The sequence below is a fragment of the Chachezhania sediminis genome (genome assembly GCF_009765275.1).
GTDB classification, from domain to species: Bacteria; Pseudomonadota; Alphaproteobacteria; order Rhodobacterales; family Rhodobacteraceae; genus Chachezhania; species Chachezhania sediminis.
The window spans coordinates 782,754-796,368 of record NZ_VOPH01000003.1; the positions used below are offsets into that span (position 1 = coordinate 782,754).

16 protein-coding genes are annotated in these 13,615 nt (G+C 64.2%); 11 read left to right on the plus strand and 5 right to left on the minus strand.

The window, feature by feature from the left end; genetic code table 11:
• Nucleotides 1–8: 8 nt before the first annotated feature.
• From FQK05_RS13055 to FQK05_RS13075, 5 genes are all read right to left on the minus strand, one after another.
• Nucleotides 9–674: a hypothetical protein gene (locus tag FQK05_RS13055; protein ID WP_158967387.1), complete on the minus strand. Its 666-nt coding sequence runs from the start codon at nucleotides 672–674 to the stop codon at nucleotides 9–11.
• Nucleotides 671–907, minus strand: coding sequence for a hypothetical protein (locus FQK05_RS13060; protein ID WP_158967389.1), 237 nt, complete (start codon nucleotides 905–907; stop codon nucleotides 671–673). The genes FQK05_RS13055 and FQK05_RS13060 overlap by 4 nt, the downstream gene beginning before the upstream one ends.
• A gap of 94 nt (nucleotides 908–1,001) precedes the next feature.
• Nucleotides 1,002–2,402: a helix-turn-helix transcriptional regulator gene (locus tag FQK05_RS13065; RefSeq protein WP_158967391.1), complete on the minus strand. Its 1,401-nt coding sequence runs from the start codon at nucleotides 2,400–2,402 to the stop codon at nucleotides 1,002–1,004.
• A gap of 62 nt (nucleotides 2,403–2,464) precedes the next feature.
• A complete protein-coding gene (locus FQK05_RS13070) occupies nucleotides 2,465–3,679 on the minus strand; it encodes a multidrug effflux MFS transporter (protein WP_158967393.1) in 1,215 nt (404 codons plus the stop codon).
• 272 nt (nucleotides 3,680–3,951) lie between these two features.
• Nucleotides 3,952–5,247: a M10 family metallopeptidase gene (locus FQK05_RS13075; RefSeq protein WP_158967395.1), complete on the minus strand. Its 1,296-nt coding sequence runs from the start codon at nucleotides 5,245–5,247 to the stop codon at nucleotides 3,952–3,954.
• A 241-nt stretch (nucleotides 5,248–5,488) separates the two neighbouring features.
• Between FQK05_RS13075 and FQK05_RS13080 the strand changes: the two genes are divergently transcribed.
• The 11 genes from FQK05_RS13080 (at nucleotide 5,489) to FQK05_RS13125 (ending at nucleotide 13,557) form a co-directional block, all read left to right on the plus strand.
• Nucleotides 5,489–7,021: an acyl-CoA carboxylase subunit beta gene (locus FQK05_RS13080; protein WP_158967397.1), complete on the plus strand. Its 1,533-nt coding sequence runs from the start codon at nucleotides 5,489–5,491 to the stop codon at nucleotides 7,019–7,021.
• Nucleotides 7,022–7,048: 27 nt separating this feature from the next.
• Nucleotides 7,049–7,522, plus strand: a complete 474-nt coding sequence (locus FQK05_RS13085) for a methyltransferase family protein (protein WP_158967399.1) — start codon at nucleotides 7,049–7,051, stop codon at nucleotides 7,520–7,522.
• A gap of 4 nt (nucleotides 7,523–7,526) precedes the next feature.
• Nucleotides 7,527–7,916 (plus strand): RidA family protein, encoded by a 390-nt coding sequence (locus tag FQK05_RS13090; protein ID WP_158967401.1) that lies wholly within the window; start codon nucleotides 7,527–7,529, stop codon nucleotides 7,914–7,916.
• Nucleotides 7,916–8,494 (plus strand): hypothetical protein, encoded by a 579-nt coding sequence (locus tag FQK05_RS26100; RefSeq protein WP_233270491.1) that lies wholly within the window; start codon nucleotides 7,916–7,918, stop codon nucleotides 8,492–8,494. The genes FQK05_RS13090 and FQK05_RS26100 overlap by 1 nt, the downstream gene beginning before the upstream one ends.
• Nucleotides 8,491–8,886, plus strand: a complete 396-nt coding sequence (locus FQK05_RS13100; protein WP_233270492.1) for a cupin domain-containing protein — start codon at nucleotides 8,491–8,493, stop codon at nucleotides 8,884–8,886. The genes FQK05_RS26100 and FQK05_RS13100 overlap by 4 nt, the downstream gene beginning before the upstream one ends.
• A 113-nt stretch (nucleotides 8,887–8,999) precedes the next feature.
• Nucleotides 9,000–9,383: a DUF6497 family protein gene (locus FQK05_RS13105; RefSeq protein ID WP_233270493.1), complete on the plus strand. Its 384-nt coding sequence runs from the start codon at nucleotides 9,000–9,002 to the stop codon at nucleotides 9,381–9,383.
• A 64-nt stretch (nucleotides 9,384–9,447) separates the two neighbouring features.
• Complete coding sequence (locus FQK05_RS26375) at nucleotides 9,448–9,576, plus strand: hypothetical protein (RefSeq protein ID WP_267902366.1); 129 nt, start codon at nucleotides 9,448–9,450, stop codon at nucleotides 9,574–9,576.
• A 27-nt stretch (nucleotides 9,577–9,603) separates the two neighbouring features.
• Nucleotides 9,604–10,005 (plus strand): hypothetical protein, encoded by a 402-nt coding sequence (locus FQK05_RS13110; protein ID WP_158967403.1) that lies wholly within the window; start codon nucleotides 9,604–9,606, stop codon nucleotides 10,003–10,005.
• Between the two features lie 142 nt (nucleotides 10,006–10,147).
• Complete coding sequence (locus FQK05_RS13115) at nucleotides 10,148–10,357, plus strand: hypothetical protein (RefSeq protein ID WP_158967405.1); 210 nt, start codon at nucleotides 10,148–10,150, stop codon at nucleotides 10,355–10,357.
• Between the two features lie 237 nt (nucleotides 10,358–10,594).
• Nucleotides 10,595–12,640 (plus strand): acetyl-CoA carboxylase biotin carboxylase subunit, encoded by a 2,046-nt coding sequence (locus FQK05_RS13120; RefSeq protein ID WP_158967407.1) that lies wholly within the window; start codon nucleotides 10,595–10,597, stop codon nucleotides 12,638–12,640.
• A complete protein-coding gene (locus tag FQK05_RS13125) occupies nucleotides 12,637–13,557 on the plus strand; it encodes a restriction endonuclease (RefSeq protein WP_199252656.1) in 921 nt (306 codons plus the stop codon). The genes FQK05_RS13120 and FQK05_RS13125 overlap by 4 nt, the downstream gene beginning before the upstream one ends.
• The last annotated feature ends 58 nt before the right edge of the window (nucleotides 13,558–13,615 follow it).

Below are 13,615 nucleotides of genomic sequence, written 5' to 3' on the forward strand. Positions count from 1 at the left end.
CGCCGGCATCACTTTCCGGCGTCCGATTCCCCGCCTGGCGTTTTCGGAGCTGCGACCGGCAGTCCGGCTTGGCGGCGCAGAAGGTCCGTACCGACCGGCAGTTCCTGTCGCTCGTACATCAGGCGCCATTCCTGATATCGCTTGTCGAATTCCTCCGACGCCTCGCGCATGGAGGCGCCCCACATCGACCCGGTGGCTGTCGAGATCATCAGAGCGCAGATCCCGGCAAGCACCATCGAGGTCGAAAACCGGATTTGGGGCTCGTTGTCCTTCCTGTCATTGCCGTCGCCCTGGTCGGGAACCTCTGGGAACGCGGGGACCTGCGGGTGCAAGGCGCCGGGGTGGGAACCCGCTTCAGACAAGGTCCGATCGAATTCGGAATGTGCATCCTGTCGCACCGTCCAGGCCAGGTAGCCCGCGATCAGCGTGACAAGGGCAGGGACAATCGCCTGCACCACGGGTTCCCGGCTGGACCCCATCAGAAGACCCACAAGTGCGCCGACAAGCGCGAACATGAAGCCTGTCGCTGCGACCCGCCTGGGGGCGAACAGGGAAATGCACATCCAGATCGTGCCGGCAATGACCAGGACCGGAAGAAACCCGTTGAAAATGCCCGCAAGGGCATGTTCGCGAAAGGCCACGCCATAGGCCAGAAGCTCCTCCTGCAATGTCATTGGGATTGCTTCTGGGGTGTCATGGACCGGTCGGTCGGTTGAAGCACCTTCAACTGCTCCTGTATCGACATGTCGAAGAGGTCGGTAGTGCTTTGGGTCGTGCCGCTGCCGGGTCCGCGTTCCGGTGGTTTCTTGCAGATCAGCATGTTGGTCCCGGCATCGTAGACGCAGCTCTCCTGCGCCAATGCGCTGTCAGCAATCGGTACGACAGAGAGCAGGCCGGCAAATATCATTCTTGAGCAAGCTCGACCCGCGCCCATTTCCAGTTCCGCTCCTCATTCAATTTTGAAGAGTATCTCACACGTTACGGCTGTTCCAAAGCACGGTTTACCCCACCTCGTAGGGAAGCACGCCCCGCGTATCGGCGTCGATGGTCAGTTGTCGCTCCAGCGGCGGGACCGAACGCTGGTGGCAGTTCTTCCGCTCGCAGATCCGGCAGGAGATTCCGATGGGCTCGAAGGCCGAGGCCTTGGTCGTGTCGAGCGTATCCGCATAAACCAGCATGTCGGCGTGGCGCACCTCGCATCCCAGCGAGATGGCATAGCGCCGGACCGGCGCGCCATAGGATCCCCCCGGTTTCGACACGTCCCGCGCCAGACTGATGTAACGCACGCCATCGGGCGTTTCGGCCAGCTGGCGCAGGAAGTGGCCCGGGGTTTCGAAGGCACGGTGCACGTTCCACAAGGGGCAGGCGCCGCCGAAGCGGGCGAATTGCAGGCGGGTCGCCGAATGGCGTTTGGTGATCGTGCCGGCCTGATCGACCCGGACGAAGAAGAAGGGAATGCCCTTGGCGCCCGGGCGCTGCATCGTGGACAGGCGATGCGCCACCTGCTCGATCGATGCGCCGAAGCGGCTGCCCAGCAGTTCCAGGTCGTGGCGCGTGTCCTGCGCAGCTTCCAGGAAGCGGGTATAGGGCATCAGGGCAGCCCCGGCGAAATAGTTGGCCAGGCCGATCTTGGCGATGTCGCGGGCGGTGTCGCTTTGGAACCGCGCCAGGTCCAGCGTCGCCTCCAGCAGGGCGTTCTGCTGGACAAGGGCGACCTGCAACAGAAGCTGGAAGCGCCGCGTTTCCGGGGCCATGCGGGACGACAGCGTCAGGACCCGCCGTGCCGGATCGAACTGGCGCAGGCCGGGCATGTCGGCGGTTTCGACGTCGATCCCGTGGGCCTTCAGCGCGGCGATGGCGGCATCGGCCACGTCGCGCGCGGCATCCGCCGAGGTCCCGAACCGTTCCGCGGCCCGGTCGACCGCGTCGATATAATTGTCGCAGTAGTGGAAGAAATCCCGCACCTCGTCCCAGGGGCTGGAGGGCGCGGCGGCATCGGCGCGGCCCAGCGCCTCGTCCAGCGAGGCCAGGCGTTCATGGGTCTGCCTGTAGCGGCGGTGCAGTTCCAGGAAGGCGCGGGCCAGGCCCGGTGCGTTCGACGCGGTCAGCCGCAGGTCCGCCATGGGCGGGGCCGTGTCGGCGAAGACGGGGTCGGCCAGCGCCTCGCGCATGTCGGACACCAGCCGTTCGGCATCGCCGGTCGACAGTTCGGTCACGTCGACACCGAATTCCATCGCCAGCGACAGCACAACCGTGGTCGAGACCGGGCGGTTGTTGTTCTCCATCTGGTTCAGATAGGGCAGGGACACGCCCAGCTTGGCGGCAAAGTCCTTCTGGGTCAGGCCCAGACGGTTGCGGATCTCGCGCAGCTTGGCGCCGGCATAAAGCTTCTGGACGGTCATCTGGGCCCGGTTTGCGAATTTGCGGACAGTGCGCCGCAAATTTGCAAATTACCGGGTGAAGGTCAAAGGCCCAGTTGCCGTTCGCGGCGGATGACGACCAGCATGCACAGATACCCCATCACCGAGGTGATCAGCATCATCCAGATGATCGGATACGGGCCCGATGCCTCGGTTAGCAGGGCGCCGGCCAGGACGGACAGGCCAGCCCCGCCGCCCAGCATGATCGCGCCGCTGAGGCCAGCGGCGGTGCCGGCCAGGTGCGGGCGCACGGACAGCGAACCGGACATTGCATTGGGCATGGCCATGCCATTGCCGAAGCCCACGATGACGATCATGCCGAAGAAGGTATAGTGACTGCCGAAGCCCGCATAGAACAGGGCGAGAAGCGCCAGCATGGCGAAGGCGTTGATGATGCAGCCGCTGATGATCATGCGGTTGATGCCGAACCGGGTCGAAAACTTGCCGGTGAAGAAGTTACCGAAGAAATAGCCGACGGCAGGTGCCCCCATGGCCAGGCCCAGCACGGCGGGGGACAGGCCGAAATGGGTGGCGCCTACATAAGGTGCGCCGCCCAGATAGGCGAAGAAGGCCCCTGACGACAGCGCCGCCGCCATCGTGTAGCCCCAGAACCGGGGCGAGGTCAGAAGCTCGGGGTATTCGCGGAATTGCTGGCCCAGAGACTTGCCGCTGACGCGGGCGGTTTCGCCGAAATCGGCGCGGGTCAGGAAGAAGCACAGGATGCCGAAGACGATCAGCAGCCAGAAATTGGCCTGCCAGCCCAGAAGCTCTCCCAGGGCGCCCCCCACGACGGGGCTTACCATGGGGGCGATGGCAAAGCCCATGGTGACATAACCGATAACGCTGGCGGCCTCGTCAGCCGAATACATGTCGCGGACGGCGGCCCGGCTCAGGACCATGCCCACGGTGGCGATGGCCTGCAGCATCCGGAAGGCCAGGAACACCCCGGCGCTGGGTGCGAAGATGCAGCCCAGCGTCGCAAAGCAGAAGACGACGACGCCGAACAGGATCACCGGGCGGCGGCCGTACTTGTCGGAAAATGGCCCGATGATCGCCTGCAGCAGCGCGTTCACCCCCAGGTAGAGCGCCACCGACAGTTGCATGACATGATAGTCGGTGTCGAAGTACAGCGCCATCTGCGGCAGGCTGGGCAGGAAGATGTTCATCGCAATAGGGGCAAGCGCCGACAGGAAGATCAGCGTGACCATATGCGGGGGGGAAGTTCGGTCCAGGAACCGAGAGGGCACAGACTTTGGCATTGTATCGAGGTATCGCCCGCACCGTGACTTGTCCATCCTGACCGGAGTCAGTTGAGACAACTTTGTTGGGGTGACTGGGCAGATTGGCGCTGCAACCGGCGCGCGAGGATCCGGGCGATCACGGGAAATCCGACATCGAACCGGATCGCGCGCGGGCCAACCAAAGGCCGACAACAGACTGACCTGCGGGCACCGCCAGGATTGGCCGGGACGATGCAGTGATGGGGTGGTTTTCGAAAGCCCCGGCCCGGGGCCGGGGCGCTTGGGACCGATCAGGCCAGGATATCGTCGCCGACCTGGGCGATGGTGGTGCCCAGCACGATCAGCGCGCCATTGCCGCCGAAATCGAAATGCACATCGTCGTCGACCTGCCGGGCCTTGTCCAGCACGGCATCGAGCCCCCCAAGCTTGGAAATCCTGATCGTGTCAACGTCGTCCTGAAAGTCCTTGATCCGGTCCCGGCCGCCGTTCCTCGCGAACAGGAACATGTCGCCGCCGCCACCGCCGATCAGGACGTCGTTGCCTTTCTGGCCATTCAGCACGTCGGCCCCCGCGCCACCTTTCAGCTTGTCGCGGCTGCCGCCGCCCAGAAGCTTGTCCGTGCCACCATTGCCCAGCAGCGTGTCACGGCCTGCGCCGCCCAGCAGCTTGTCACCGCCGCCGCCGCCCTTCAGGACGTCATTGCCGCCCTTGCCGCTCATCCTGTTGTCCAGGCCGTTGCCGATCAGCCGGTCGTCACCGCTGCCGCCGATCGCGTTTTCGATCCGGGTGTCGAAGGCGATGGCGACATCGTCCGTCGCATCGAAGGTCGAGAACCTGCCTTCCCGCAGATCCAGCAGGACGGCGCCGCTGCGCCCGTTGGCAGAGAAGGTGTCAGTGCCGCCGCTGTCCCAGACCGCGAAGACGGTGTCGTTGCCGGGCCCGGTATAGACGGTGTCGCCGCCATTATGCGCGGCCGCGCCCCAGATGCTCTGCAGGGCATAGATGTCGTAGATCTCCAGCCCGTCGGACCGTTCCCCGTTGTCCGGGTTGTCGGTGTAGGACATCAGCGTGAATTTGTTGGTCTCCTCGGCCGCGGGCAGCGTGTGGTCGCCGGAAAACGGGTGCTTCAGGCCCAGGGCATGGCCAAGTTCGTGCAGAAGCAGGTTCCGGACATCCACCGTGCCGGAGGCGAGGTCTTCCTCGGTGTCATAGACGACATAGCCGTCATAGGACCGGATCTGGTCGCCGAAGAAAGAGATGGACGGCCCGCCAAAGCCGGTCGTGCTGCCGGGCAGCAAGACCTTGCCCACATCCAGAACCGGGTCGGCATTGTCAGGCGTTTCCACGAAGCTGACATTGGCCACCGCCGCGATCTGGGCCAGGGCCTGGCGAAAGGCGGTTTTCTCGGCCTCGGTCAGGGGGGTCCAGCCCGAGTAGGTGGCCGCAGAAGGGAAGTTCGAAGGCTCGGACAAGCCGGCAAACCGGTAGGAAATGGTGTACGGCGTGGCGCCGGTCGTGTTCATCGGTTGCTTGTCGTGGAAGAAATCGAACTGCATCGCCTGCGGAATTTCAGTCTTGGTGACCATGTCCTGGCTCCCTTGTGCGCTTCGGCTCATGTCGCACCGATGGTGGGTTCACGTCGTAGCATATCGGCCATGTATCGACAAAGCGTAGCGGCGGCGTGAACGGAAAGGCGCCGATGCTTTGCTGATATTCAATTTCCAGATCTTGCATATAGCAAGATTTGCAAATTTGCCGAAAAGAGCTTTGGCCCCTGCACGCAGGGCGTTATGGTCCCGCAAAACCGTACAAGGGGAAGTGGCCAAGATGAAGGATATCCTGTCCGAGCTCGAAGATCGTCGCGCGGATGCGCGGCTGGGTGGCGGTCAGCGTCGCATCGACGCGCAGCACGCGCGCGGCAAGCTGACGGCGCGCGAGCGGATCGAACTGCTGCTGGATGACGGCAGCTTCGAAGAGTTCGACATGTTCGTCGCCCACCGTTGCACCGACTTCGGCATGGAAGAGCAGCGCCCCTACGGCGACGGCGTCATCACCGGCTGGGGCACGATCAACGGCCGCCAGGTCTATGTCTTCAGCCAGGACTTCACCGTCTTCGGCGGTTCGCTGTCGGAAACCCATGCCCAGAAGATCTGCAAGATCATGGATATGGCCGTGCAGAACGGCGCACCCGTGATCGGGCTGAACGATTCCGGCGGTGCCCGGATCCAGGAAGGTGTGGCGTCGCTCGCCGGCTATGCCGAGGTGTTCCAGCGCAACATCATGGCCTCCGGCGTGGTGCCGCAAATTTCCGTCATCATGGGCCCCTGTGCGGGCGGCGCGGTCTACAGCCCGGCGATGACCGACTTCATCTTCATGGTGAAGGACAGCTCCTACATGTTCGTCACCGGCCCCGACGTGGTGAAGACCGTGACGAACGAGGTCGTGACCGCCGAGGAACTGGGCGGCGCCTCGACCCATACCCGCAAGTCCTCGGTCGCCGATGGCGCGTTCGAGAACGATGTTGAAGCGCTGGCCGAAGTGCGCCGGCTGGTGGACTTCCTTCCGCTGAACAATCGCGAAAAGCCGCCGGTCCGGCCGTTCTTCGACGATCCGTCGCGGGTGGAAAGCTCGCTCGATACCCTGATCCCGGCGAATGCCAACACGCCTTACGACATGAAGGAACTGATCCTGAAGATCGCGGACGAAGGCGACTTCTACGAGATTCAGGAAGATTACGCCAAGAACATCATCACCGGCTTCATCCGCCTGGAAGGGCAGACCGTGGGTGTCGTGGCGAACCAGCCGATGGTTCTGGCAGGGTGCCTGGACATCGACAGTTCCCGCAAGGCCGCGCGCTTCGTGCGCTTCTGCGACTGCTTCGAGATCCCGATCCTGACCTTGGTCGACGTGCCGGGCTTCCTGCCGGGGACCGGCCAGGAATATGGCGGCGTCATCAAGCACGGCGCCAAGCTGCTCTTCGCCTATGGCGAGGCGACCGTCCCGAAGGTCACCGTCATCACCCGCAAGGCCTATGGCGGCGCCTATGACGTGATGAGCTCCAAGCACATCCGCGGCGACTTCAACTATGCCTGGCCCACGGCGGAAATCGCGGTGATGGGCGCCAAGGGCGCGACCGAGATTATCCATCGTGCCGACCTGGGCGATGCGGAGAAGATCGCCAAGCACACTAAGGATTACGAGGATCGTTTCGCGAACCCCTTCGTCGCGGCCGAGCGTGGCTTCATCGACGAGGTGATCATGCCGCATTCGACCCGCCGCCGGGTCAGCAAGGCCTTCGCAAGCCTGCGGAACAAGAAGCTGAAGAACCCCTGGAAGAAGCACGACAACATCCCGCTGTAAGGGGCTGCATCGTGGGAGGTGCCGGCCATGGCCGAGTTGAGGGGACCGGACATCCTGGTGTATCCGCCGTTGCTGGCGGCCGGCGCGATCGTGGTCGTGGCGGCGCTTCACTGGCTGGCACCCCTGCATGTCCTGCCGCCTTTCGGCCGGCCGCTGCTTCTGATCCCGGGGCTTCTGGTGCTAGCCCTCTCGGGCTGGCTGGGGGTCGCGGGCGTGCTGGCCTTTCGGGCAGCAGGGACCAACGTGAACCCGCACAAGCCCGCGCTGGTGCTGGTCCGCGCCGGTCCCTACCGGTTCACGCGGAACCCGATGTATCTGGGGATCGTGCTGCTGCTGGTGGGGCTTGGTCTGGCACTGTCGCTGGACTGGGCTTTGCCCATGGCGGCGGTCGTCTGGGCCCTGCTGCATTTCGGCGTCGTCCTGCGGGAAGAGGCCTATCTGACCGAACTCTGGGGCACGCCCTACACCGACTATCTGAAGGACACCCGGCGATGGGTGTGATGGCATGACCGAATTTCACATGATCCCCGGTGGCCCGCGCCCCGTTGCTCCGTTTTCCCACGCGGTGGAAAGCGACGGCTGGGTCGTGCTGACCGGCCAGATGCCGACCGATCCGGCCGCACCGGATGCGCCCCTGCCGGAAGGGATCGAGGCGCAGACGCGGCGGGTGATGGAGAACCTGAAGATCGTGCTGCAAGGGCTGGGCCTGGGGCTGGAACATGTCGTCCAGTGCCGCTGCTTCCTGACCGAATTCGAACGCGACTACGTGGCGTTCAACGACACCTATGCCAGCTATTTCCCCGAGGACCGGCGCCCGGCGCGGACGACCGTGGGCGTCACGGCCCTGGCCGTGGGCGCGCTGGTCGAAATCGACTGCGTGGCGCGGCGGCCCTGATGAAGAACGGCTGGCATATCACGGTCGACGGCGATGTCCTGACCCTGGCCCGGCGGTTGCCGGTCCGGATGGACATCTGTGCCGCGACGGATCTGCCGGACGGCAACCGGGCCAAGGTCGCGCAACAGGTGCGCCAGGACATGTGGCGCGCGCTGCAGGGGCTGCGGGGCTTCTCGCCCGTGGTTCAGGTGACGCGGACGGCCGATGGACTGAACGTACGGGCCGGGGGGCAGGTCGACGGGGCCGTGCCCGCGGGCATTGAGGCCGCGATTGCCGACGTTCTTGACGACCCGAAGAAGAGGGCCCGTTGGGTGCGGTTTGCGGCTGCTCGCAGATCGACCATCACAAACGATGAAGGGCGCGCCGACCCGCGGGGGGGCGCATCGCGCCGCGCCGTGGTGCAGGGGGCACGCCTTCGGCAAGACTTGGGCGGGTCGGCGCGGCCCGGCGTAGACGCCGGGCGGGACGCCGATCAGCATTCCAGCCTGAGTGACGAAAGCCCACGGCAGAGGGGCACCAAAGGCGGGGACGAGCATCGGCACGCATTGGAAACTGTCCAGGGGAGGGGACACCGATGAACAAGATGTGGAAGAATCAGGCCTTCACCGTTGCCCATGCCGATGACGGCAAGTTCACGGGCGGGCTCAGGGCGTTTTTCGAATATCGCGACCTTGGCGTCAGGGACGCGACGCAAGGCCGTTACGGCGCCCATGTCATCCGGGCCGTGCCCGGCATGGAAAGCCCCGGCGGCTGGCACACCCACGACCTGGATTTCCAAATGGTCTATGTCCTGAAGGGCTGGGTCGTCTTCGACTACGAAGGGCAGGGCGAACAGATGATGCGCGCGGGATCCTGCGTGCTGCAGCCCCCCGGCATCCGCCACCGCGAGGTGCGCCATTCCGACGACATGGAACTGCTGGAGATCATCTCTCCGGCCGAGTTCCCGACGGAGGCAGTCCCGGCGCCATGACCTGCAACCTGCCATCCAACCCGGCGCCGCTTCGTGCGGTGCCCGCGCTCCCGGCCGGAGGAGACCGCCCCCTGGGGCGGGGCCGGGCGCGCGCCCAATGGATGGCTGCACTGATGCTGGCACCTGCCGGCGCCCTGCCGGCTGCCGCATTGGCCGACCCGATGCCGGTCGAGGTGCCTTCGGGCCAGCCGGTGACGCTGTTCGAGGTGCTGATGGACGACACGCCCGGCCAGCTTTGGGCGCGGTTCCGGTTCCTGGCGCCCAAGATCGGCAATGCGCCCGGTCGGGTGGGATACGACGTGACCGCCGTCGACATGGACTGGGTCTGCAACCACGTGGCGCTGCCCTGGCTGGACCGCACGGGGCTGGAGCCGGAGCGCATCGTGATCTCTTTTTCGGACCGGGAACTGCCGCTGGGCGAAACCGCCCCCGACGCGGCACAGTATTTCGAATTCTACCGCCCCGATCTGACCGAGTGCATCTGGGAGGAGTACTGATGACCGCGCTTCCCCAACCGTACGGGTCGGCCCCGACCCAGACCAGGATAGACAGGAGTCCGGAATGCCCAGGCACATCCTTGCGGCCGCCCTATGTCTTGCGGCGACGCTGCTGGCCGGCTGCCAGCCGCCGCCCCAGGTCCAGGAATTCGTCGTGCTGGACGGCGTGCTTGTCCCCGGTCCGCAAAACTAACCCGGCCGCCGGCCAGGAGGCAGGAACATGCTGAAACATCGCGGCTTCCCCGGGCGTCTGCCGGGCACGGATTTCCAGTTCGTCATCCGGCGCGCCAACCCCAAGGGCGTCACTCCCATCGTCCGGCGCGAACGATATCGTGACCGCCGCGCGCCGGACAAGCGGGCCGATGCGGGCTTCATGGCTGCCCTTTGGGCGCAGTTCGGGCCGGAACCCTTCGAACGCGGCAACCTCGACGCCGGCCGGCTCAGCTGGCTCTTCGGGCGCGAGGTCATCCCGGCCGAGGATCCGTTCGATCCGGCCAGCTATGACGCGCTTCTGATGATCGATGAAAAGGTCGCCCGCCAGACCTTCCCCGACGCCTTCGGCGATGCCGGCTTCGACCTGGACGAAGACGAAGACGACGACGACGAGGAGGACTGGGATTGACCTTCCGCCCCGCCACTGGCCATTTCCTGCCGACAGGAAAAACCGATGAAACCGCAGGGAACTTTCCTGTGGGCACGGTCGTTATCCCCTGCAAGAAGCATCACGCTTCGTTGCAAGCCAATTCAAAACGGGGATCAGACCCATGCATTTCATCAAACCGGCTCTTCTTCTCGTCCTCATGGGCGGCGGCCTTGCCGCTTGCGGCGACACCACCGGCAAGCAGGCGCTTTATGGCGGCGGTGCCGGTGCGGCCATTGCCGCTGCGACCCAGAACAACCCGGTCACCGGTGCCGTCATCGGTGCGGGCGCGAACATCGCGGCCTGTGAGTTCGGCAACCGGCGCTGTAACTGACACCACCTGTCACCCGGCCCGGCGGCGCGCAATTTCCTGCGCCGCCGGATCGCGGGTGTCTTCGCGCCGTAGGGCGCTCTCTGCACATTCGTACCGTTTCCAGCTGCCGTGCGTATCGCACCGGGCGGCTTTTCGTCGTTTTCCCGCGGCAGGGGTCAGCCCCTCCGCCGCTCCGTTCCGCGTGGCCGCTGCTTGGATGGCCCATGCTCAGAGACCCTCGAAACCAAAGGACGTTCCATGTTCAACAAGATCCTGATCGCAAACCGGGGCGAGATCGCCTGCCGCGTCATCAAGACCGCGCGCAAACTGGGGATCGCCACCGTCGCCGTCTATTCCGATGCCGACCGCGAGGCATTGCACGTGGAAATGGCGGACGAGGCGATCCACATCGGCCCGCCGCCGGCCAACCAGTCCTATATCGTGATCGACAAGATCATGGCCGCGATCAAGGAATCCGGCGCCGAGGCCGTCCACCCCGGCTATGGCTTCCTGTCCGAGAACGCGAAATTCGCCGAGGCGCTGGACGCCGCGGGCGTGGCCTTCGTCGGTCCCCCGGTCAAGGCCATCGAAGCGATGGGCGACAAGATCACCTCGAAGAAGATCGCGCAGGAAGCGGGCGTTTCGACCGTCCCAGGCTACATGGGCCTGATCGCGGACGCGGACGAGGCGGTGAAGATCTCGAACGAGATCGGCTATCCGGTGATGATCAAGGCCTCTGCCGGTGGCGGCGGCAAGGGCATGCGGATCGCCTGGAACGATACCGAGGCGCGCGAAGGCTTTGAATCGTCCAAGAACGAGGCCGCGAACAGCTTTGGCGACGACCGGATCTTCATCGAGAAGTTCGTGACCCAGCCGCGGCACATCGAGATCCAGGTCCTGTGCGACAAGCACGGCAACGGCATCTACCTGGGCGAACGGGAATGTTCGATCCAGCGCCGGAACCAGAAGGTGGTGGAAGAAGCGCCGTCGCCCTTCCTGGACGAAGCGACCCGGAAGGCGATGGGCGAACAGGCCGTGGCGCTTGCCAAGGCCGTGGGCTATGCCAGTGCCGGGACCGTGGAATTCATCGTCGACGGCGACAAGAACTTCTATTTCCTGGAAATGAACACCCGCCTGCAGGTGGAACATCCGGTGACCGAACTGATCACCGGCGTCGACCTGGTGGAGCAGATGATCCGTGTCGCCGCCGGCCACGAGCTGGAGATGACCCAGGACGACGTCAAGCTGACGGGCTGGGCGATCGAGAACCGTCTTTATGCGGAAGACCCGTACCGGAACTTCCTGCCGTCGATCGGCCGTCTGACCCGTTACCGCCCGCCGTCGGAAGTGGCCGCAGGCCCGCTGTCCGACAACGGAAAATGGAACGGCGAGGCGCCGGTGGACTCCACCGCGGTTCGCAACGATACCGGTGTCTTCGAAGGCGGCGAGATCTCGATGTACTATGACCCGATGATCGCCAAGCTCTGCACCTGGGGCCCGACGCGTGACGCCGCCATCGAGGAAATGCGCGTGGCGCTCGACAGCTTCGAGGTCGAAGGCATCGGTCACAACCTGCCGTTCCTGTCGGCCGTGATGGACCACCCGCGCTTCATCTCGGGCGAGATCACGACGGCCTTCATCGCCGAGGAATACCCGGAAGGCTTCGAAGGCGTGACCCTGCCCGAAGCGGAACTGAAGCGGATCGCGGCGGCCACCACCGCCATGCACTATGTTGGCGAGATCCGTCGGACCCGGATTTCCGGCCGGATGGACAACCACGAACGCACCGTGGGGTCGAACTGGGTCGTGAACCTGCAGGGCGAAAGCTATCCGGTGACCATCGCCGCCGATCCGGCCGGATCGACCGTCACCTTCGAGGATGGCGCGACGCTTCGGGTCGAAAGCGACTGGACCCCGGGCCAGCCGCTGGCGCGTCTGACGGTGGGCGGGGCACCGCTGGTGCTGAAGGTCGGCAAGATCTCGGGCGGGTTCAGGATCCGCACCAGGGGCGCGGACCTGAAGGTTCACGTGCGCACGCCGCGTCAGGCCGAACTGGCCGCGCTGATGCCCGAAAAGCTGCCGCCCGACACGTCGAAGCTGCTGCTTTGCCCGATGCCCGGCCTGATCGTGAAGGTCAATGTCGAGGTCGGCGACGAGGTCCAGGAAGGCCAGGCGCTGTGCACGGTCGAGGCGATGAAGATGGAAAACATCCTGCGCGCCGAACGCAAGGGCATCGTGTCCAAGATCAACGCTGCCCCGGGCGACAGCCTGGCGGTCGACGAAGTGATCATGGAATTCGAATGATCCCTGACTTCCAAACCCTTATGCGACCTGTTCTGGCGGCTTCGGCCGCCGGAGAGCGTCGCATTGGGGAGGTTGTCGATGAAATGGCGACTGCTTTCCGGCTGACCGACGATGAACGTCACGAAATGCTGGACAGCGGTCGTCAAACAAGAATTGCCAATCGCGTTCATTGGGCAAGAGCCTATTTGAAGCAGGCGGGGTTAGTTCGAGCAACTCGAAGAGGTTACTACGAGATTACGGACCGAGGCAGGGAAGCTCTAGCGTCCGGCCCCGAACGCATCACTATGCAGTTCCTGGATCAGTTTCCGGAGTATCGAGAATTTCAGACGCGTTCGAACAAACCTGGTTCAGATGTGCCTGCTGACAATTTTCTGGTGCCACACGAGGCCGAGAAAGCTGGTGGAACTCCAGATGAAGTCCTGAATGCCGCACATGCTGAGTTGCAAGATGCACTAGCGTCGGAACTGCTGTCCCGCATCCGCGAGTCTTCGCCAGATTTCTTCGAAAGCGCAGTCGTTAGGTTGCTCTTGCGAATGGGCTATGGGGGCGAAGGCGGCAGTGGCGAAGTCCTCGGCAGATCGGGGGACGGGGGCGTCGATGGTGTGATCGACAAGGACCCGTTGGGTATCGATCAGGTCTATGTGCAAGCCAAACGATATGGAGCGTCCTCAACGGTAGGTGCCGGCGAAATCCGCGACTTCTTCGGTGCTCTTAGCTTGAAGGACGTGTCTCGCGGGATTTTTGTGACTTCTGGAACATTTTCATCTGGCGCGCGCACCACCGCTGAGAAGCTTGGTGCGAGGATTGTGTTGATCGATGGTACTCGATTAGTGCGCCTTATGATCGCTCATAGTGTGGGGTGCAGGGTTACCCGCACCTTGGAAATCGCCGAAGTCGACGAGGAGTTTTTCCAATGAAATTCCTCAACCCTAAAACACTGAATTGGTCGAGTAGCCATCGCATTCTTATGCCATC

What these genes read in the sequence shown, in the direction of transcription:
- FQK05_RS13055 (WP_158967387.1), bottom strand. Translation starts at nt 674, where the DNA reads ATGACATTGCAGGAGGAGCTTCTGGCCTATGGCGTGGCCTTTCGCGAA.
- FQK05_RS13060 (WP_158967389.1), bottom strand. Translation starts at nt 907, where the DNA reads ATGATATTTGCCGGCCTGCTCTCTGTCGTACCGATTGCTGACAGCGCA.
- FQK05_RS13065 (WP_158967391.1), bottom strand. Translation starts at nt 2,402, where the DNA reads ATGACCGTCCAGAAGCTTTATGCCGGCGCCAAGCTGCGCGAGATCCGC.
- FQK05_RS13070 (WP_158967393.1), bottom strand. Translation starts at nt 3,679, where the DNA reads ATGCCAAAGTCTGTGCCCTCTCGGTTCCTGGACCGAACTTCCCCCCCG.
- FQK05_RS13075 (WP_158967395.1), bottom strand. Translation starts at nt 5,247, where the DNA reads ATGGTCACCAAGACTGAAATTCCGCAGGCGATGCAGTTCGATTTCTTC.
- FQK05_RS13080 (WP_158967397.1), top strand. Translation starts at nt 5,489, where the DNA reads ATGAAGGATATCCTGTCCGAGCTCGAAGATCGTCGCGCGGATGCGCGG.
- FQK05_RS13085 (WP_158967399.1), top strand. Translation starts at nt 7,049, where the DNA reads ATGGCCGAGTTGAGGGGACCGGACATCCTGGTGTATCCGCCGTTGCTG.
- FQK05_RS13090 (WP_158967401.1), top strand. Translation starts at nt 7,527, where the DNA reads ATGACCGAATTTCACATGATCCCCGGTGGCCCGCGCCCCGTTGCTCCG.
- FQK05_RS26100 (WP_233270491.1), top strand. Translation starts at nt 7,916, where the DNA reads ATGAAGAACGGCTGGCATATCACGGTCGACGGCGATGTCCTGACCCTG.
- FQK05_RS13100 (WP_233270492.1), top strand. Translation starts at nt 8,491, where the DNA reads ATGAACAAGATGTGGAAGAATCAGGCCTTCACCGTTGCCCATGCCGAT.
- FQK05_RS13105 (WP_233270493.1), top strand. Translation starts at nt 9,000, where the DNA reads ATGCTGGCACCTGCCGGCGCCCTGCCGGCTGCCGCATTGGCCGACCCG.
- FQK05_RS26375 (WP_267902366.1), top strand. Translation starts at nt 9,448, where the DNA reads ATGCCCAGGCACATCCTTGCGGCCGCCCTATGTCTTGCGGCGACGCTG.
- FQK05_RS13110 (WP_158967403.1), top strand. Translation starts at nt 9,604, where the DNA reads ATGCTGAAACATCGCGGCTTCCCCGGGCGTCTGCCGGGCACGGATTTC.
- FQK05_RS13115 (WP_158967405.1), top strand. Translation starts at nt 10,148, where the DNA reads ATGCATTTCATCAAACCGGCTCTTCTTCTCGTCCTCATGGGCGGCGGC.
- FQK05_RS13120 (WP_158967407.1), top strand. Translation starts at nt 10,595, where the DNA reads ATGTTCAACAAGATCCTGATCGCAAACCGGGGCGAGATCGCCTGCCGC.
- FQK05_RS13125 (WP_199252656.1), top strand. Translation starts at nt 12,637, where the DNA reads ATGATCCCTGACTTCCAAACCCTTATGCGACCTGTTCTGGCGGCTTCG.